Annotated in this window: 17 protein-coding genes and 1 tRNA gene; 14 read left to right on the top strand and 4 right to left on the bottom strand. The window is 67.9% G+C overall.

All coding sequences use genetic code 11. The features are described 5' to 3' along the window. Positions 1-95: 95 nt before the first annotated feature. Positions 96-1,769, top strand: coding sequence for a chloride channel protein (locus tag VI480_RS00405; RefSeq protein WP_323670830.1), 1,674 nt, complete (start codon positions 96-98; stop codon positions 1,767-1,769). 27 nt (positions 1,770-1,796) lie between these two features. After that, the gene (locus VI480_RS00410; protein WP_323670831.1) at positions 1,797-2,513 is read left to right on the top strand and encodes a nitroreductase family protein; all 717 of its coding nucleotides are present in this window, start codon (positions 1,797-1,799) and stop codon (positions 2,511-2,513) included. Here VI480_RS00410 and VI480_RS00415 read toward each other — a convergent pair. Then, entirely contained in the window at positions 2,510-3,367 is an 858-nt protein-coding gene (locus VI480_RS00415; RefSeq protein ID WP_323670832.1) for a sulfurtransferase, read from the bottom strand. The genes VI480_RS00410 and VI480_RS00415 overlap by 4 nt on opposite strands. After that, a complete protein-coding gene (locus VI480_RS00420) occupies positions 3,340-4,098 on the bottom strand; it encodes an MBL fold metallo-hydrolase (protein ID WP_323670833.1) in 759 nt (252 codons plus the stop codon). The genes VI480_RS00415 and VI480_RS00420 overlap by 28 nt, the downstream gene beginning before the upstream one ends. A 91-nt stretch (positions 4,099-4,189) precedes the next feature. Here VI480_RS00420 and VI480_RS00425 point away from each other — a divergent pair, with 91 nt between their 5' ends. The 5 genes from VI480_RS00425 (at position 4,190) to VI480_RS00445 (ending at position 9,744) form a co-directional block, all read left to right on the top strand. Continuing rightward, on the top strand, positions 4,190-5,362 hold the full coding sequence (locus VI480_RS00425; RefSeq protein ID WP_323670834.1) for an acyl-CoA dehydrogenase family protein: 1,173 nt from the start codon (positions 4,190-4,192) through the stop codon (positions 5,360-5,362). 147 nt (positions 5,363-5,509) lie between these two features. Next, positions 5,510-6,904, top strand: coding sequence for a DUF4349 domain-containing protein (locus VI480_RS00430; RefSeq protein ID WP_323670835.1), 1,395 nt, complete (start codon positions 5,510-5,512; stop codon positions 6,902-6,904). Positions 6,905-6,972: 68 nt separating this feature from the next. Continuing rightward, positions 6,973-8,427, top strand: a complete 1,455-nt coding sequence (locus VI480_RS00435; RefSeq protein WP_323670836.1) for a DNA-3-methyladenine glycosylase 2 — start codon at positions 6,973-6,975, stop codon at positions 8,425-8,427. Positions 8,428-8,496: 69 nt separating this feature from the next. Beyond that, positions 8,497-8,988 carry a methylated-DNA--[protein]-cysteine S-methyltransferase gene (locus tag VI480_RS00440; protein WP_323670837.1) on the top strand — a complete coding sequence of 164 codons (492 nt, stop codon included), beginning with the start codon at positions 8,497-8,499 and terminating at the stop codon, positions 8,986-8,988. Positions 8,989-9,036: 48 nt separating this feature from the next. Continuing rightward, positions 9,037-9,744: a DNA alkylation repair protein gene (locus tag VI480_RS00445; protein WP_323670838.1), complete on the top strand. Its 708-nt coding sequence runs from the start codon at positions 9,037-9,039 to the stop codon at positions 9,742-9,744. 31 nt (positions 9,745-9,775) lie between these two features. Here the strand turns inward: VI480_RS00445 and VI480_RS00450 are convergent. After that, positions 9,776-9,859 (bottom strand) — tRNA-Leu (locus VI480_RS00450). 50 nt (positions 9,860-9,909) lie between these two features. Here VI480_RS00450 and VI480_RS00455 point away from each other — a divergent pair. From VI480_RS00455 to pknB, 6 genes are all read left to right on the top strand, one after another. Further along, positions 9,910-10,188, top strand: coding sequence for an FHA domain-containing protein (locus tag VI480_RS00455; protein ID WP_323670839.1), 279 nt, complete (start codon positions 9,910-9,912; stop codon positions 10,186-10,188). Next, positions 10,188-10,655 (top strand): FHA domain-containing protein, encoded by a 468-nt coding sequence (locus VI480_RS00460; protein WP_323670840.1) that lies wholly within the window; start codon positions 10,188-10,190, stop codon positions 10,653-10,655. Before VI480_RS00455 ends, VI480_RS00460 begins: the two co-directional genes overlap by 1 nt. 49 nt (positions 10,656-10,704) lie before the next feature. Next, positions 10,705-11,544, top strand: coding sequence for a PP2C family serine/threonine-protein phosphatase (locus VI480_RS00465; protein WP_323670841.1), 840 nt, complete (start codon positions 10,705-10,707; stop codon positions 11,542-11,544). A gap of 47 nt (positions 11,545-11,591) precedes the next feature. Continuing rightward, entirely contained in the window at positions 11,592-12,920 is a 1,329-nt protein-coding gene (locus VI480_RS00470) for an FtsW/RodA/SpoVE family cell cycle protein (RefSeq protein WP_323670842.1), read from the top strand. Continuing rightward, the gene (locus tag VI480_RS00475; protein ID WP_323670843.1) at positions 12,917-14,185 is read left to right on the top strand and encodes a penicillin-binding transpeptidase domain-containing protein; all 1,269 of its coding nucleotides are present in this window, start codon (positions 12,917-12,919) and stop codon (positions 14,183-14,185) included. The genes VI480_RS00470 and VI480_RS00475 overlap by 4 nt, the downstream gene beginning before the upstream one ends. Before the next feature lie 65 nt (positions 14,186-14,250). Next, the gene (gene pknB, locus VI480_RS00480; protein WP_323670844.1) at positions 14,251-16,527 is read left to right on the top strand and encodes a Stk1 family PASTA domain-containing Ser/Thr kinase; all 2,277 of its coding nucleotides are present in this window, start codon (positions 14,251-14,253) and stop codon (positions 16,525-16,527) included. On the opposite strand, the gene VI480_RS00485 is transcribed toward pknB, so the two are convergent. Beyond that, on the bottom strand, positions 16,524-16,997 hold the full coding sequence (locus VI480_RS00485; RefSeq protein WP_323670845.1) for a hypothetical protein: 474 nt from the start codon (positions 16,995-16,997) through the stop codon (positions 16,524-16,526). The two genes, pknB and VI480_RS00485, sit on opposite strands and share 4 nt — an antisense overlap. Positions 16,998-17,110: 113 nt before the next feature. Between VI480_RS00485 and VI480_RS00490 the strand changes: the two genes are divergently transcribed. After that, complete coding sequence (locus tag VI480_RS00490) at positions 17,111-17,326, top strand: hypothetical protein (protein ID WP_323670846.1); 216 nt, start codon at positions 17,111-17,113, stop codon at positions 17,324-17,326. Positions 17,327-17,352 lie beyond the last annotated feature (26 nt).

The raw sequence follows: 17,352 nt of genomic DNA on the forward strand, positions 1-17,352 counted from the left end.
ATGCGGCTGGGGCCCGGGCACGGCAGGCTGCCCCCAGCGCACGTCTCGCCGCGTACCGTTGGCCGAGCACATTGGGGACAAGGAAGTAGGCCTGCATGAGAAACCGGCTGCTTCGCTTCGCGACGTATGTCGCCGTGGGCGTCGTCACTGGTTTGATCGTCGCCGCAGTGGCCGAGCTCAGCGAGAAGGTGCTGCTGGAGCGTGTGCTGCACCTGCCGCCCTGGCAACGGATGATCGCGCCGGCACTCGGATTGTGGGGCGCCGTGCTGCTGCTGCGCTGGGCCGACGCCGGCCGGCGGCTCGCGCCCTCGACCTCCGAGGAGTACATCCGCGCCTTCCACGACCGCAACCACCCGATGCGATTCCGGGACCTGCCCACTCGCCTGCTTGCAGGCATCGTGACGGTGGGCTCCGGCGGCGCAGTCGGTCTCGAGGGTCCGTCCATCTATGCCGGCGCAACGGCTGGAAATGCGATGCAGCGGGTCGTCCGCCGGCTGTTCCGAGGCCGGGAGGGCTACGCGCTGCTCGTGGCAGGCGCCGCCGCAGGTGTCAGCGCCATCTTCCAGGCGCCCGCCACCGGCGTGCTGTTCGCGCTCGAAGCCCCCTACAAGAGCGACCTCGGTCGCCGGGCCTTGCTTCCCGCACTGCTCTCCAGCGCTGCCAGCTACGTCGTGTACGTGCTGGTCACCGACTTCGACGATCGCCCGTTCGAGATCGGCACCGAGTTGGTGAGCGTGCAGTTCGGCCGCCAGGAGCTGCTGGGGGCAGCAGTAGTCGGCGCCCTCTGCGGCCTCGCGGCGTCGGCGTTCTGCCGCGTGCTGAACCTGGCCAAGCGAATTCACGCCTCTGACCGGCCGTGGTGGCTGATCGCGCTGAGCGCCGGGGGGATCCTGGTGGGTCTCGCTGCGCTGTGCGAGGTGCTGTTCGACGCGCCGCTGTCGCTGGGACCGACCGCCGAGGGACAGCTCACGGACTGGGCGCTGAACCCCGAGGCATCGCTGTGGCTGCTGGGCGCACTGCTGGTGATCCGGATCGTGGCGACGTCGACGGTGCTGGCAGGCGGCGGCGTGGGCGGCGTGTTCATCCCGCTGGCGGTATTCGGCTTGATCGTGGGTCGCCTGGTGGGCGGATGGATCGAGCTGGGGCCCGAGTCGCTGGCGTTCTTTCCCTTCATCGGCGTGGCAGCGTTCCTTGCCGCCGGCTACCGCACCCCGCTCGCAGCGGTGATGTTCGTGGCCGAATCCACCGGGGCTCCGCTGTTCGTCGTGCCCGCGCTGGTGGCCGTGGCCGTGTCGCAGGTGCTGATCGGCAATGCCTCGGTCTCGCAGTTCCAGCGCGACAGCCGCACCGGCCATCTCGAGCGGCGCTTGGAGATGCCGGTCAACTCCGCCATGTCCACCGAGGTGCCGACCGTGAGTGCCGATGCCCCGCTGGCCGATTTCGTGTGGGGTGTGGCACTGCCGCGCAAGCAGCTCGAAGCCATCGTGATCGGACCCGAACGGGAATTCCTCGGCGTGATACGGCTGAGCGATACCCGCGATGTAGACCGCAACGACTGGATGTCGGTGACGTGCGGCGAGGTGATGACGGCCGACATCACGCCGGCACGCCCGTCGTGGACGCTGCGTGAGGTCACCGAGGCAATGGCAGACGCCGACATCGAGCTGTACCCCGTGATCGACAGCGGCGGACGCATCGCGGGCGTCGTCACCGAGAATGCCATCGTCAAGCTGGTGGACTTCCTCAACGAGACACAGGGCGACCGCTGAGCTCGCCACAACAAGACAGGGCCGATGATGAGTGAAGCCGAGCCGCAACCGATCGGGCTGCTTGAGGGTCTGGCGACAACCCGGGCAATCCGCCGCTACCTGCCCGAATCGATACCCGACGAGGATCTCGCGTCGATCCTGTGGCACGCCAGCCGGGCGCCCAGCGGCTCCAACCGGCAGATGTTCCGCTTTGTGGTACTGCGCGACGGGCCGGCGGCGCAGCAGGCAAAGGCCCTGCTCGGCCAGTGCTTCCGTGACGGCTGGAATGCGAAGCGCTCGGGCGACGGCTACACACAGGGCTCTGGCGCTGCCGACGACTCGCCCAAAGCCCGCATGGCTCGCACCATGCAGCACTTCGTCGACCACTTCGAGGAGACGCCGGTGGTGATCCTGGCGTGCTTGGTGCGCTACCGGAAACCCACCTACGCCGAGGGCGCATCGGTGTACCCGGCCGTGCAGAACCTGTTGCTGGCAGCGCGGGCGCTCGGCTATGGCGGCGTCATCACCGGTTGGCACCGCGACGTCGAGGACGAGCTGCGCGAGCTGCTCGGCATCCCAGAGGGTGTGGCGATCCACGCCACCATCCCGCTCGGGCGGCCCGCAGGGCGCCACGGTCCGGTGCGGCGACGGCCGCTACGTGAGCTGGTGTACGAGGATCGCTGGGATCAGGACGCTGAATGGGCAGTCGACCCGCCGGACACGCGTTTCGCCTCTGCAGGTCCGCCGCCCGGTTCCCCGACCTAGACGGTTTCGGCGGGGCGGTCGGTGTGGCTCCATTGTGACCATGAGCCGATGTACACCTGCGGGCGGCCCAGGCCGGCGCGCTCCATGGCGAGGGCGTCCATGCAGGCGCTGACTCCTGAGCCGCAGTACACGACGGCGTTGTTGCTGCCGCCGGCCTCCTGCACACCCTCAGCCGCATAGCGAGCGCTCAGCGTCTCAGCGTCGGCAAAGCGGCCATCGGAGCTGAGGTTGTCGGTCATCGGCACGTTGATCGCGCCGGGGATGTGGCCGGGGCGCGGGTCGACCGGTTCGGTCTCGCCCCGATAGCGGTCGCCGCCGCGGGCATCAATGAGTACGACGTCAGCGCTGGCGCCAGCGTCGGCCGCGTCATCGATGTCGACGAATGCGCCCGCCGGCCAGGGCCGCACCGGACACTCGCAGGCGGCTCGCGTGTTCGGTGCCGTCTCGGTAGCGCCCGTCCACGAGCCCAGTCCACCGTCGAGCAGTGCCGCATCGTGACCGAGCACTCGCAGCATCCACACCATCCGGCCCGCCGCGGTGCCGTTCAGGTCGTCGTATGCCACTACCGGGTCGTCGGGGCCGATACCCAGGACCCCCAAGGATGCGGCGAAGCTCTCGGCGGTCGGCAGCGGATGGCGACCATGGGCAGGCTCGCCGTGCGCGGACAGATGCGCGGCGAGGTCCACCCAGATGGCCCCGGCGATGTGGCCCTCGAGGTAGGCGTCATAGCCGGACCGGCCGTCGAGATACCAGCGCACGTCGCACAGCACGATGTCGTCGCGGCCAGACAGCTCAGCGGCGCTCACCACGGGCGGCAGCGGAGCCATCAACCCTGCCCGAACATCATCAGCCATTGCTGCTCGCTGCGCGGCTTGAACACGTAGTTCATCTGGCGGGTCTGTCCCATGGTGGCGCTGGGTTCGAACGAGTACCGGTGGCCGGGAAACAGCACGGCCGAATCGGGCACCTTGGCGAGCGTGTCGTGCAGCGACCGGTACATCGCAGCCGGGTCGCTGCCCGGCAGGTCCATCCGTCCGCAGCCGTCCAGGAACAGGGTGTCGCCGGCCACGAGCGCCCCGCCCACCAGGAAGCACTGGCTGCCGGGGGTGTGCCCGGGGGTGTGCAGCAGCTCGATGTCCACCGCACCCACCGACACGACATCGCCGGGGGCGTGCAACTCCATGTCGCTCATCGAGATGCCGGTGGTCTTTTGCACCAGCTCGGCCTCGGGCGCCTGCAGGTGGATCTTCGTGCCCTGGCGTTCGAGCAGCTGGGCGACGCCCTCGATGCTGTAGCCCATCATGTTCCCGCCGATGTGATCGGCGTGGAAGTGCGTGGCCAGCACGCCGGTGAGCTGCATCTCGTCTTCGGCGAGGATGTCGAGCAGGTCGTCGACGGCATACGCCGGGTCCACCACGACCGCCTCGCGAGTCTCCCGGTCGCCGATGAGGTAGGCAAAGTTCACCATCTGGCGGGCGATCGGGTCGCTGGTAGCGAAATCCTGTCCCGACAGCAGCTGGCGAAAATACAACCGGCTCTCGCCGGGCTGGCGTGCCTGCGGATCGTCGGCAGTGTCGTCACCCATGGCAGCGCACAGTACTCACCAGCCGCGCAGAACGGCACGCCCGCTGTCGGGCGGGTTGGCCCGTCGGGCGCGAGCACGGCAGTATGCGCCCATGAGCCAAACGCCTGCATCGCTGTCGGACTTCTACGAGATGGACGAAGTCCTGTCCGACGAGGAAACGATGATCCGCGACACGGTTGCCACGTTCGTGGCCAAAGAGTGGGACCCGATCGTGGGCGACCACTTCGAGGCAGGCACGTTCCCGATGGAGCTGATCCCGACGATCGCCGACATGGGCCTGCTCGGCATGCACCTCGACGGCTATGGATGCGCTGGCGCCTCAGCCATGGCGTACGGCGTGGCCTGCCGCGAGCTCGAAGCCGGCGACAGCGGGCTGCGCAGCTTCGTGTCGGTGCAGGGGTCGCTGTGCATGTTCCCGATCTGGCGCTACGGCTCGACCGAACAGAAGGAGCATTGGCTGCCGCGCATGGCCGCCGGCGAGGTCATCGGCTGCTTCGGGCTGACCGAGCCCGACCACGGCTCCGACCCTGCCTCCATGACCACCCGGGCAGTGCGACGGGGCGACTCGTGGATCCTCAACGGCGCCAAGCGCTGGATCACCAACGCCGGGCTGGCCGACCTGGCCATCGTGTGGGCCAACACCGACGACGGCTTCCGGGGCTTCCTGGTGCCGACCGACTCGCCTGGCTTCGAGGCCCGCAAGATCCAGAACAAGCTCTCGCTGCGGGCCTCGGTGACCGGCGAGTTCTACATGGATGACGTCGAAGTGCCCGAGTCGATGCGCCTGCCCGACGCGCTCAGCATCGGCGCGCCGCTGAGCTGCCTGTCCGAGGCCCGCTTCGGCATTGCCTTCGGAGCTGTCGGCGTGGCCCGCTGCTGCTACGAGCAGGCGCTCAGCTACCAGCTTGAACGCCCCCAGTTCGGCAAGCCGCTGGCCGGCTTCCAGATCAGCCAGATCAAGTTCGCCGACATGCTCACCGACATCACCAACGCCAACCTGCAGGCCATGCGGCTCGGCCAGCTCAAAGAACAGCACCGGCTGCGACCGCATCACATCTCGATGGCCAAGCGTCACAACTGCCGGGTGGCCATCGACACGGCCCGCACCGCCCGGGCGATGATGGGCGCCAACGGAGTCTCGACGGAGTACGCGCCGATGCGCCATGCAGCGAACATGGAATCGGTCATGACCTACGAGGGCACCGAGGAGATCCACGGGCTGATCCTGGGTCAGCAGATCACCAACATTCCCGCCTTCCGCTGATGGCGTACACGGCCCTATGACATAGCGGTACGTCATAGTTTCGTGAACGACACAGAACTGCAATGGCGCTCCCGGAACGCTGGCGGAACCATGGGCGTCATTCGGGTAGAGCGGCGCAACGCGCCGCCGCCGAGGGGAGGGAACGCCATGACCGTTCCGATCAACCGCACGATCACCGGTTCCGCTGCCAGATGGGCACGATGGTTGGTCGTCGCCGCTGCACTGCTGCTGCTGGCCTCCGCCTGCGCCGGCGGCAGCGACGACAGCGGTGATGACGCGGCCTTCTCCGAGGACGCTCCTGCGAGCTTCGCGGCGTCCGACGAAGCCATGGCCGAAGAAGAGATGGACATGGACGAAGGAGCGACTTCGGTCCGGTTGGCTTCGGGCGGCGCCGCCGCGGAAGAAGATATGTCCGACGACTCCGGCACGGGCGCCCTGGCGGGCGGCACGCCAACAGTCCTGGCCGATCTCGGGCGCGACATCATCTACACGGCCTGGATCGAGGTCGAGGCAGTCGACGTGGCCGCTGCGTCCGCCGAAGCGACGCAGATCGTTCAGGACCTCGGCGGCATCACTTTCGGGCAGCAGACCTCGACACGAGATCACGTCTACACGACCTTGACGTTCAAGATCCGACCCGCGCAATTCTCCGCAGCCCTGGACCAGCTGTCCAAGCTCGGCGAACTCGTCGACCAGACCGTCTCCGCCGAGGACGTAACCGGCATCGTGGTGGATCTCAACAGCCGAATCGCCAGTGCCGAAGTCAGCGTCGACCGTCTGCGCGAATTCCTGTCGCGCGCCACCGACGCAGAGGGCGTGGCTGAACTCGAACGCGAGCTGTCGGCACGCGAGACCAATCTCGAGCAGCTCCGAGGACAGCTGCGCACGCTGCGTGACCGAGTGGACCTGGCCACCATCACCCTCACCATCTCCGAAGCCACCGAAGCGGTGCCCGAGACATCGGTGCTGCTGGAGGCATGGCTCGCGGCGGGCGACGACGACCCGTGCCTCGGATTCGCCGACCTCAGCGCAGAGCCGGAGAGTGAAGTCGGTTTCTGCTTCCAGATAGAGAACAACGGCGAAACGACCCTCACCGACATCACGCTCAGCTCCGATGCGCTGCGTTTCAGCATGGACGATCTGGTGGTTCCGGTCGACATGGATCTCGAGCGCATCGAGCCCGGCGACCGTGTCATCGCCAGCCTCACCGAAGAGATCACCGACGGCCGCATCGCCGGCCGAGTCGCTACCAGAGGCTTGGAAATCGATGTGCGCCTGCGGGCACTGCCAGTCGCCGACGACGGCACCGAGCTGGCACGGCTGGCCCGCACCGCGGCAATGCACCTGTATGTCCAAGAAGACGACTCGCCGCCCAACTTCGGCGACGCGCTGAGCGGCGGCTGGAATGCGCTCGTGGCCGTGGGCAACGGCGTGCTGCTGGTCATCGGCGCACTGCTGCCGTTCCTGCCAGTCATCTTGATCGCGCTGGCAGTGGCGTGGTGGTGGCTGCGCCGGCGCCGGGCCCGCCGCGCAGGTGACTGAATCGGACACATACGGACACACTCAGCAATGTCCGTTTTTGTCCGGCACAGGTACGCCAGACTGCTCGCATGCAGGTCGAGGCCGTTCGCACCACAGGCATCTACTGCCGGGCGGATTGCTCGGCTGAGCCGCTGCCCCAGAACGTCACGCACTATTCCAACCCCGTGGCGGCCGAGGTTGCCGGCTTCCGGCCGTGCCTGCGCTGTCATCCAGAACGGCGAGCCGGCTCCCTGGCCGATCTCGACGTGCCCGCGCCCATCGGAGCCGCGCTGTTGCGCATCAACGACGGATTCCTGGACGCGCACGACGAAGAAGCTCTGGCATCGGCCGTCGGCTACAGCGGCCGGCAGCTTCGACGGCTGTTCGAGCAGCACGTCGGGGCGACGCCCACCACCATCGCCCGCTCACGGCGAGCGCACTTCGCGCGCTGCCTGATCGACGACACCGATCTGACGTTCGCCGAGATTGCCCGCGCCGCCGGCTTCGGCGGCCCACGGCAACTGCACCGGGCCATGACCTCGGTGTTCTGCTTCACACCGACCGAGCTGCGCTCCAAGCGACGCCGCGGCGAGTACGCCGAACTTGACGGGGGTCTGGTTCTGGAGGTACCCACCCTGGCGCCGTACGACTTCGGCACGTTCGTCGCCCACCAGGAGTGCCGGGCGATTCCGGGCACCGAAGCCGTGGCCGACGGCGAAACTGGGCCGACATACGCGCGCAGCTTCAATGCCTGCGGGCACCCGGGCATTGCAGAAGTGACAGCCCCGCCGGACGGCGACGAGCACCTGCAGCTGCGACTGCACCTGCCGACCTACGACTCGATCATCGATGCTGTGAGTCGGGTCCGAGCACTGCTGGGCACCGACGAAGACCCGGCACCGGCGGCCAGAGCGCTGGGAGACGACCTCGTGATCAGCCCGCTGGTGCGAACGGCGCCGGGGTTGCGCGTGCCGCGCTCATGGGACCGCTTCGAGACCGCCGTGCGGATCATCGTGGGCCAGCAGATTTCGCTCGCGGCGGCCTCGACGCTCAGCGGACGCATTGCCGAGCGCTTCGGCACGCCGATTGACCCCGTGCTCGAGTGCTGCGATAACGTCTTGGTGCCGCTCACGCACCTGTTCCCGGGCGCTGCAACGCTTGCCAGCGCCGGAGGGACGGGGTTCGCCGGACTGGGGTTCACTCAACAGCGCATCGACACGATCGTCGGCTTCTCCCAAGCGGTTGCCGGCGGCGAGTTGGACCTGACCGCCTCGGACACGCTGACTGCCACCGTCGCCCGGCTCTGCGAGCTGCCGGGGATCGGCCCGTGGACCGCACACCTCATCGCGATGCGCGTGTTCGGCCATGACGACGCGTTTCCTGCATCCGATCTGGGTTTGCGCCGCTCAGCAGAGCGCCTGGTCGGTCACCCCGTCAGCGCTCGCGAACTCGAGGCTCTCGCGGAGAACTGGCGCCCGTACCGTTCGTGGGCCGCACAGCACCTCTGGCATGCCAGTCACCATTCCGCCTCGAACGCTCGCTGACCTGCCCGCCCACAATCTGCCTCGTCCACACGACAAGTCCCCTTTTCGGAGACCGACCCAGGAGCCAACATGAGCACTGACACCCACTGGCATACGACCGTCGACAGCCCCATCGGGCCATTGGGCCTCGTGGCGACCGACGCGGGGCTGCGTGTCGTGTCATGGCGCGGTGACGAGACGTCCGTCAAGCTGCCCGACGACATGGTCGAAGACCCCGAACATCCGATCCTGCGCCAAGCAGCGCATGAGCTCAGCGAGTACTTCGACGGCGACCGCACCAGCTTCGACGTGCCGCTCGACCTGCGCGGCACACCGTTTCAGGAGGCAGCCTGGCGGGCACTCGGCGACATCCCCTACGGCAGCACCCGCAGCTACGGCGAGCAAGCCGCTCTCGTCGGCAGGCCCAGGGCTGTGCGAGCCATCGGCCAAGCCAACGGGCGCAACCCGGTGCCGATCGTGCTCCCCTGCCACCGGGTCATCGGCGCCGATGGCTCGCTCACTGGATTCGGCGGCGGACTCGACCTCAAGACCCAGCTGCTTCAGCACGAAGGCGCGCTGTAGCCGCGGCATGCACCGTCACACAAGGACCACGGGCGGGCAGCCCTGATCATGACGAACACTCAGCTCGTCACCGACGTCCGACGCGCGCTCGCCGAGCATGCCAACCCCGACAAAGCCGAGGGCATGCGCGCCTACATGAAGTCGGAGATGCCCTATCGCGGCGTACAGAAGCCGGCCCGCCGCAAGCTCCTCAGCGCACTCCTGCGCACAGAGCTGTTCGACGACAAGACGAGCTGGCAGAACACCGTTTTCGAGCTCTGGCGCAACGCCGAGTTCCGCGAGGAGCGCTACGTTGCTCTCGACATTGCCGGCGCGTCGAGATGCCGACCTTTCCGCACGCTCGACACGCTGCCGATGTTCGAAGAGTTCGTCGTGACCGGTGCCTGGTGGGATTACGTCGACGACATCGCCACGCACCGCTTGCGTGAGCTGCTCGAGGCATACCCCGGCGACATGTCCGACCACATGCGCTCATGGAGCGGCGACAGCGACATGTGGAAGCGCAGGTCGTCGATCATCTGCCAGATCAACAGAAAAGACGAGACCGATCTCGACCTGCTCTTCGATTGCATCGAGCCCAACCTGTCCCACACCGACTTCTTCATCCGCAAGGGCATCGGGTGGGCGCTGCGCTCGCTCGCATGGACCGACCTGCCGACCGTCGAGAACTACGTGGCCCGCAACCGCGACCGCATGAGCACACTCTCTGCTCGCGAGGCCCTCAAGAACGCCGACAAGATCCGGCGCGCTGCGTAAACCGCCGCCTGCGCTGCCCCTGCCGGTGCAGTGCGCGAGGAGGGACTTGAACCCTCACACCCTTGCGGGCACAGGCACCTGAAGCCTGCGCGTCTGCCAATTCCGCCACTCGCGCGTGGGGCGAACAGACTAGCCTGCGAACCTCCGCTCCTACACTGGGCCGCCGTGGGTGGCGCCAGCCTGGTCGGCAGCGACGGACAGTGCCACGAACTGGGTTCTTCGACGATCATCGGGCGGCGTGACGACTGCGACATCGTGCTCGACGGGCCGAAGGTCTCACGACGGCACGCGCAGATCAGCGCCGGCGCAGACGGCCTGTTGCTGGTGGACCTCGCCAGCGTGAACGGCACGCTGCTGAACGGCGTCGAGATCACCAGCGAGCGCCTGACGCCCGGCGATGTCGTCACCATCGGCACCCACGAGCTGCGGCTGGAGCTGGACTGATGTCCGAGCAGTTGGTGCGGCTGCTCGCGCTGTGCGTGCTCGTGTTGCTGTACCTGTTCTTCTTCCGCGTGATGCGCGCCGTGTGGGCCGGTGTCGCAGCACCTCGCAATCACCTCGGCTGGAGGTCGTTGCGCACGCTGCGAGGCAACGGGCCGGCCAACGGCAACACGGCCCCGCAGCCGATTGCGCTCGTCGTCCGCTCGCCGCTGAGCGCCCAGGGAGAACGTCACCTGCTGGCTGACGCGCTGGTCATCGGGCGCGGTGCCGAGTGCGACGTGATCATCGACGACAGCTACTCGTCACAGGCTCATGCCCGTCTCTACCGCGACGGCAGCCAGCACCTGCTGGAGGATCTGGGCTCGACGAACGGCACATACCTGAATCGCCAGAAGGTCGACAACGCGACGGCTGTACGCATCGGCGATTTCGTGCAGGTCGGCTCCACCGTTTTCGAGGTCGGCACATGACCGGCGCGTACGGTGCCGCAGCACCGCTCAGCCGCGAGACTGCAGGGTCATGACTGCTCCCGCCCGCCAGATGCGCATTCGCTGGGGCGGAGCGTCGGATCGGGGTCTGCGCCGTGCCGAGAACCAAGACGCCATGTACGCAGACATCGGCCTGTTCGTGGTGGCTGACGGCATGGGCGGCCATCTCGGCGGCAGCGTTGCCTCAAGTCTCGCTGTGAAGACTGTCGCCGCGAACTCCCCCTCGACACCGGCTGAACTGCTGGCGGCGGTTCGCCATGCCAACCAGGTGGTGCATCACCGGTCCACCGCCCATGCCGACCTGTCAGGCATGGGCACCACGCTGTGTGCCATCGCCGTGGTGCAGCAAGACGACAACCGAGTGTGGTGCCTGGTCAACGTCGGCGATTCCCGCGTTTACCGCTACCAAGGAGGCGAGCTCACCCAGCTCACGATCGACCACAACTTCGTGGCCGAGATGATCCGGGCCGGCGACCTCACCGTCGAGCAGGCCGCCGACCATCCCCGGCGCAACACGCTGACTCGAGCCATCGGCGTTGAGCCGGACGTCGTGGTTGACGACTGGATCCTCGAACTCACCGGCAACGATCGCTTCCTGCTCTGCACCGACGGCGTCACCAATGAATTGGACGAGTCCGACATCTCCGAGCTGCTCGACATCGATGAGCATCCCTCAGACGTGGCACGCGCCCTCGTCCGGCAGGCCAATGACCGCGGGGGCCGCGACAACTCCACAGCTCTGGTGGTCGACGTTGACATCGAAGGGGTCGCACACGAGCCGACCTCGACGCAAGCCGACGGTCTGCAGCCCGACGGCAGCACCCAGCGAACGCCGAGACGGCGCGGCTGGCGGCGTCCCCGCTCACGCTGAGGCCTCCGCTGCGGGTCCGACGCCGTACCGAGGCAGCGCTCGCCGCAATGGCCGGCGTGGTGATCTGCACGACGTTCGCTGTCGCCGCGCTGGGCATGGAGCAGAACCCGGTCTGGGGCGGTGCCGGCAGGACGGGCGGCACCGAGTCGCTCTGGGGTACCGCCGGTTGGCTGGCCGCCGTCTTGGCCGGCGGCGCGGCAGCTCGCGTCGCCATCAGGCGGTGGGCGCCGAACAGCAACGAGATCCTCTTCGGGATCATCGGGTTGCTCATGGGCGTCGGCTGGGTCTTCGTCGCGCGGGTCGATGCCTCGCTGGCATCGGAGCAGGCAGTCGCCGTGCTGCTGGGATTTGCGGCCATCACCGGAACCCTGGTCGCCGCCCGACGGCTCGACTGGATCTTGGGTCGACCTGGCGTGTGCGGTTTCGTCGCTGCCGCGCTGCTTGCCGCGGGGAGCATCTCCAGTGGGGCCGATCTCTCAGCCGGCGCGTACGAGCCGCCACGCCAGTGGCTGCATCTCGGGTCACTGCTGAGCGTCCAGCCCTACGGTCTCGCCAAGATCGTCGTGGTCATCGCTGCCTGCGGACTCACGGCAACCGCCCCGCGCTGGCTCGGGCCGCGCTTCATTCCACATCGCCATGCCGCGGGTGCAAGCGCCGCGGCGGTCGGCGCGTGGGCGCTGCTCATCATCGGCACCGACCTCGCCTCGTCTGTGATCGTGTTCGCGGCAGCTTGGCTGCCGCTGTGGCTCGACGGAGACGATCCCGTCGGCAGTGACGTGCCGCCCGTTCCGCGAGCAACACGTGCAAGGGCACTCAGCGGGGTCATCGTCACCTACGCCGTCGGCGTCGCTGTGCTCGCCACCGTGTACGACCGGTTGTCCGCACAAGTGCATTACTGGCTGAACCCCTGGACCGGTGCCGAGGGCGCGACTGTGGTCGATGCGGCCTTCGCGATCAGCGCCGGCGGCATCAGCGGGGTGGGCCTTGGACTCGGCGCGCCGCAGCACCTGCACGAACCGCACAGCGATTTCATCTTTGCCGTCATTGCCGAAGAGCTCGGCGTTCTGGGCGGCGCAGCGCTGCTCGTCGCATTCACACTGCTGGTCGGGGCCGGCGCGGGCATCGCCCAGCGGGCGCTGGGAACCCATCGACTGCTGGCAGCCGCTGCAACGTCAGTCATCGGGCTGCAGGCACTGTTCACCATCGCCGGTGTGCTGCGGTTGCTGCCGCACACCGTGGGAGCTCTGCCGTTCGTGGCCCACGGGCACCTGGCGATGGTCGGCAACGGCATCGCCGTCGGGCTGTTGCTCGCCATCTCCGACGCCAGCGATGCCGCCCGAGTCGAGTCTCAGCAACTGTCGCAGGGCGCGCCGTGAGGGGGCGCATCATCCGGTTGACCGTCGCGCTTGCCGCCGGCTTCGCGGTCCTGCTGGTGCAGCTCACCAATCTGGGCTTCGTCTCCGCCGAAGGTCTCCGCAATCACGAGCTCAACACGCGTGCTGCGGCGGCGGCCGTCGGCAACCCACGCGGTGCGATCATCAGCGCTGACGGCGAGGTCCTCGCGCTCCCCATCGGACACGACGACACCGGTCGGCGGCTGCTCCGTGCGTACCCGCACGGCCCGCTGTACGCGCACACCGTGGGCTACCTGGGGCCTACGGCCGGAGCCAGCGGCATCGAGCGCAGCTACGACAGCGAGCTGTCGGGCACAGCGACTGGCATTGCCGTGCAGGAGTTGGCCGACCTGTTCACCGACAGCGGTCGAGTGGGTGATGTTGTCCTGACCCTGAACCACGGCGTGCAGCTCACCGCGCGTGCCGCGCTGGGCGACCGTGACGGCGCAGTCGTCGTCATCGACCCGGCGACTGGTGCTGTCATCGCAATGTGGTCGCGCCCCAGCTTCGATCCCGACGCGCTGGTGTCACCGGCGCCCGGTGCCGTTCGAGCCGGTGCCCGGCTTCCGGTGGCGCGCGCCTACCAGCGCCACTACGCACTGACCGCCGACGAATCATTCGGCACGGCGGGAGCCGAGTTTCTTGAGGGTGCGCGCCGGAAGCCGGGTTCGACCGGCATCGATCTGCCCGGCGAGCCGGACGGGGCTGAGCCGGACGGCAGCGGCGATGACGCACCGGTGCGGTTGACGCCGCTGCAGTTGGCAGTGGCGGCCGCGTCGATCGCCAACGAGGGGATGCGGATGCGTCCCCACGTCGTGCACCGCGTCGACAGCCGCTCGACCGAGGGCGAGCCGTCAGCTCCCGACACGTCGGTCGAGAGCGCTCCACGCGATGCCGGACGCCTCTTCGAGACTGCCGGCACGGCCGGACTGCTGGCTCGCATGACCGCAGCGGCGCAGCAGGCCGCGATCAGCCTCGCCCCCACAGAGGGTGTCGCGCTTCCTGCAGCGATCGCGGCCGGCCGGCTGGGCGATCCGTCCGACACCGACACCCGAACCGGGAGCTGGGCGGTGCTGCTGGCCCCGGCAGATGCGCCCACTGTCGCCGTGGCGGTGCTGATCGAACCCGACGCCACCCTTGACATCGGCAATGGACGAGGCGGCGGTACCTTGGCAACGATGATCGCTGCGACCGCAGCGGAAGCCGCCCTTGCGCTGCGGGCGGTCCCCGAATCCGACCTCCCGTAGCCCGAATACTTCGCAGTCACCCCGCCGGTCCGACGGCCCGATCTGGCAGCAATTGCCCACCGCTCATGGCAGACACCGACAACCCAATCTTCGGCGGTCGCTACGAGCTGTTCAGCCGCATCGCGCGAGGCGGAATGTCCGAGGTATTCCTGGGTCGCGACCGCCTGCTCGACCGGCCCGTCGCCGTCAAGGTCCTGTTCCCCGAGTTCGCGACCGACTCGTCATTCGTCGAGCGGTTCAGGCGTGAGGCTCAAGCCGCCGCGAACCTGAGCCAGCCGAACGTGGTCGGCGTGTACGACTGGGGCAACCACGAAGGCACTTACTACATCGTGATGGAGTACGTGGAGGGCCGAAGCCTCGCGGAGGTGATCCGCAGCGACGGCCCGCTGCACCCCGACCGGGCTGCAGATATCGCCATCGACATTGCCGCTGCGCTCGCATTCGCTCACAGCAACGGCGTGGTGCACCGCGACATCAAGCCCGGCAACGTCATGATCACCCAGTCCGGCCAGGTCAAGGTGGCCGACTTCGGCATCGCACGAGCGCTCGGCGGCGAGACCGACGACCTGACACGCACCGGATCTGTCATGGGCACGGCTACGTACCTGTCGCCCGAACAGGCTCAGGGACTGGAAGCGGATCCGCGCAGCGATGTGTACTCGCTGTCCGTCGTGCTCTACGAGGTGCTGACCGCGGGGCCGCCATTCACCGGGGACAGTCCCGTCGCTATCGCCTACAAGCACGTCCAGGAAGCGCCAGTCCCGCCGTCGCGCTACAACGCCGACGTTCCCCACGAACTCGAGGCCATCTGCCTGCGCGGGCTGGCGAAGGACCGCGCCGCGCGCTACGGCTCAGCCGCCGAGCTGCGCAACGATCTGCTGCGGTTCCGGGCAGGTCAGCCGACTCATGCCGCAGCAACCGACGTCACCGCCTATTTCCCGGCTGTGACAGCCGCCGCGCCCGAGAGCACGCCGCGTACACCCCCTGCCGAGCCGGTCGCCGCGCCTTCGCCGCCCGCATACCAACAAACTCCTCCGGCGCCGCCGGCGCCCCCGTACGGCGGAGTGCAGTACCCGCCGCAGTACCCGCAAGGTCCGCCGCCCGGCGCCGTCGAGCCACCGGACCGCACGCCGATGTGGATCACGCTGCTGGTCATCTTGCTGCTGGTGATTGCAGGGCTGGTGTTCCTGCTGGTCAACGACCGCGGCGAGCCGGGCGTGGTGACCGAGCCCGAGAGCACCTCCGATGTGCGGCTGCGGGTGCCCGGCGTGGTGGGCCTGCATTTCACCGAAGCCGAACGCGAACTCGCCGACGTGGGCTTCGAGCACGTCAGCATCGAATTCTCCGAACGCGACGACGTCGACGAGAATGTCGTGTTCCAGCAGAATCCACGCGCCGGGCTGCTGCTCGCCGAGCCGAACGATCCCGACAATCCGATCACCCTGTTCGTAGCCGCGCCGCGCACCCTGATCCTGCTGCCCAACGTGGTCGGACGGACCTACCAAGAGGCAGAGGCGATGCTGGTCGCCGCAGGCTTCAGCGTGGAACGCATCGACGTGCGCAACGACAACTTGGCGATCGGATTGGTGACCGAGCAGAGCATCCCGAGCACCGAGCAGCGTCCAGCAGGCACGATCGTGACGCTGACGGTGTCCGCCGGCCGGGGTGAAGTCGAGGTGCCACGCCTGGCCGGCCAGACGATCGACGATGCCAGGGTCACGCTGGCCCGCCTCGGACTCGTCGACCGGGTGGAGCGTGAGTTCTCCACCGAATTCAGCGTGGGAACGGTGATCCGCAGCAGTCCCGAAGCCGCCGAGCCGGTGGAGCGGGGCAGCGTCATCACGCTGATTGTCTCTGACGGTCCAGAAGAGCTGGTGGTGCCAGCACTGGAAGACTTCGGCACCACGCTCGCCGACCGCATCGAAGCCCAGCTGCTGGCGCTCGGTTTCACCGTGAAGCGCACAGCGCGTGAGGTCTCCAATCTCGACGTCAACACGAACGTCGTTCGCGACATCAGTCCTGAGCCCGGAACAGTGCTCATCGCCGGATCCGAAGTGGTCCTCCACATGTTCAAACCGCCAGCGGTGTTGGCCATCCCGAGCCTGCAGGCATTGGAGACATTCGATCCCGACGGAGTCGAAGCGACGTTGACAGAGCTGGGCTTCACGGTTGAGCGGCGCACGCAATCGGTAGCCGCGGGCGATCCCGCCGACGGACAGGTCATCTCCCTGGATCCGCCTCCAGGCACCGACATCAGGATCAACTACGACACCGTCACCATCGTCATCGGCGAAGCCACCGCAGCAGAAGCCAACGGCGAAGACGCCAACGGCAACGGTTAGGTTGACCCGTCATGGCACGGCCCCGCAAGACCAGCCGCATCACGCCCAAAGGCACACGACCGCAGAACGCGCCAGCCCAGCAGCACAGCACCGGCAGCGACGCCCCCCAGAGCGCTTCGTGGTTCGGCTGGCTGATCGTGGCGCTGCTCGGAGTCGGCACGGCGGTGATCGTGGCGAACTACATGAGCTGGCTGCCGGGCAGCCCGGCGAGCGCATGGATTGCGGTCGGCTTGGGCATCGTTTTGGTGGGCATCCTGCTGAGGCGGCTCCGGGTGTTGTACCGGGGCGCGTGTCATGCGCATCTCGGTACCGCACAGGCTGCACCGGTAGGTAAGGCGCACCCGTCGCAGCTCCCCCGGCGGGGGCGGCGGGGGAATCGGCCTCGAGAACGTGGCCATCATTCGCAGGCCGAGCCGGTACACGATGTAGATGAACACCAGCGAGAGCGGCACGGCCAGCCACAGGCTCACGTTCTCACGCTACTGGCGTGCACCTTTCCTGCCGTAGCGGCCCGATCGCTTGTGACATTGTTTGTCTTGTGCGGCCATCTGGAACTGAGCCGGGGGATTTTGTCGAATACGACATGGACCTCTACGAAGCGCAGCGGCGCAGCGCCATGCGGGCCGCGCTGGAGGCCAGCCGCGCCGATCTCTCCGCTGAACTCGGCGTCGAACTCCAGGTCGCCAGCGAAGGCAATGAGCTGGTGCTGGTGGACGCCGAGGGTGTTCGCTACCGGGCGAGCTTGAACCCCCGAGGGCGTCTGGTGCTGACCGCCGCCCGGAAAGCAAGCCTGCTCTAGCGCGAGGGCGCTGCCCGGAAGGCGCG

Origin of the sequence: Candidatus Poriferisodalis multihospitum, assembly GCF_028283155.1 — a bacterium.
Taxonomy (GTDB): Bacteria; Actinomycetota; Acidimicrobiia; order Acidimicrobiales; family Poriferisodalaceae; genus Poriferisodalis; species Poriferisodalis multihospitum.

Excerpts from the sequence above, each read along its gene's own strand:
- VI480_RS00405 (WP_323670830.1), top strand. The coding sequence starts at position 96 with ATGAGAAACCGGCTGCTTCGCTTCGCGACGTATGTCGCCGTGGGCGTC.
- VI480_RS00410 (WP_323670831.1), top strand. The coding sequence starts at position 1,797 with ATGAGTGAAGCCGAGCCGCAACCGATCGGGCTGCTTGAGGGTCTGGCG.
- VI480_RS00415 (WP_323670832.1), bottom strand. The coding sequence starts at position 3,367 with ATGGCTGATGATGTTCGGGCAGGGTTGATGGCTCCGCTGCCGCCCGTG.
- VI480_RS00420 (WP_323670833.1), bottom strand. The coding sequence starts at position 4,098 with ATGGGTGACGACACTGCCGACGATCCGCAGGCACGCCAGCCCGGCGAG.
- VI480_RS00425 (WP_323670834.1), top strand. The coding sequence starts at position 4,190 with ATGAGCCAAACGCCTGCATCGCTGTCGGACTTCTACGAGATGGACGAA.
- VI480_RS00430 (WP_323670835.1), top strand. The coding sequence starts at position 5,510 with ATGACCGTTCCGATCAACCGCACGATCACCGGTTCCGCTGCCAGATGG.
- VI480_RS00435 (WP_323670836.1), top strand. The coding sequence starts at position 6,973 with ATGCAGGTCGAGGCCGTTCGCACCACAGGCATCTACTGCCGGGCGGAT.
- VI480_RS00440 (WP_323670837.1), top strand. The coding sequence starts at position 8,497 with ATGAGCACTGACACCCACTGGCATACGACCGTCGACAGCCCCATCGGG.
- VI480_RS00445 (WP_323670838.1), top strand. The coding sequence starts at position 9,037 with ATGACGAACACTCAGCTCGTCACCGACGTCCGACGCGCGCTCGCCGAG.
- VI480_RS00460 (WP_323670840.1), top strand. The coding sequence starts at position 10,188 with ATGTCCGAGCAGTTGGTGCGGCTGCTCGCGCTGTGCGTGCTCGTGTTG.
- VI480_RS00465 (WP_323670841.1), top strand. The coding sequence starts at position 10,705 with ATGACTGCTCCCGCCCGCCAGATGCGCATTCGCTGGGGCGGAGCGTCG.
- VI480_RS00470 (WP_323670842.1), top strand. The coding sequence starts at position 11,592 with ATGGCCGGCGTGGTGATCTGCACGACGTTCGCTGTCGCCGCGCTGGGC.
- pknB (WP_323670844.1), top strand. The coding sequence starts at position 14,251 with ATGGCAGACACCGACAACCCAATCTTCGGCGGTCGCTACGAGCTGTTC.
- VI480_RS00490 (WP_323670846.1), top strand. The coding sequence starts at position 17,111 with ATGGACCTCTACGAAGCGCAGCGGCGCAGCGCCATGCGGGCCGCGCTG.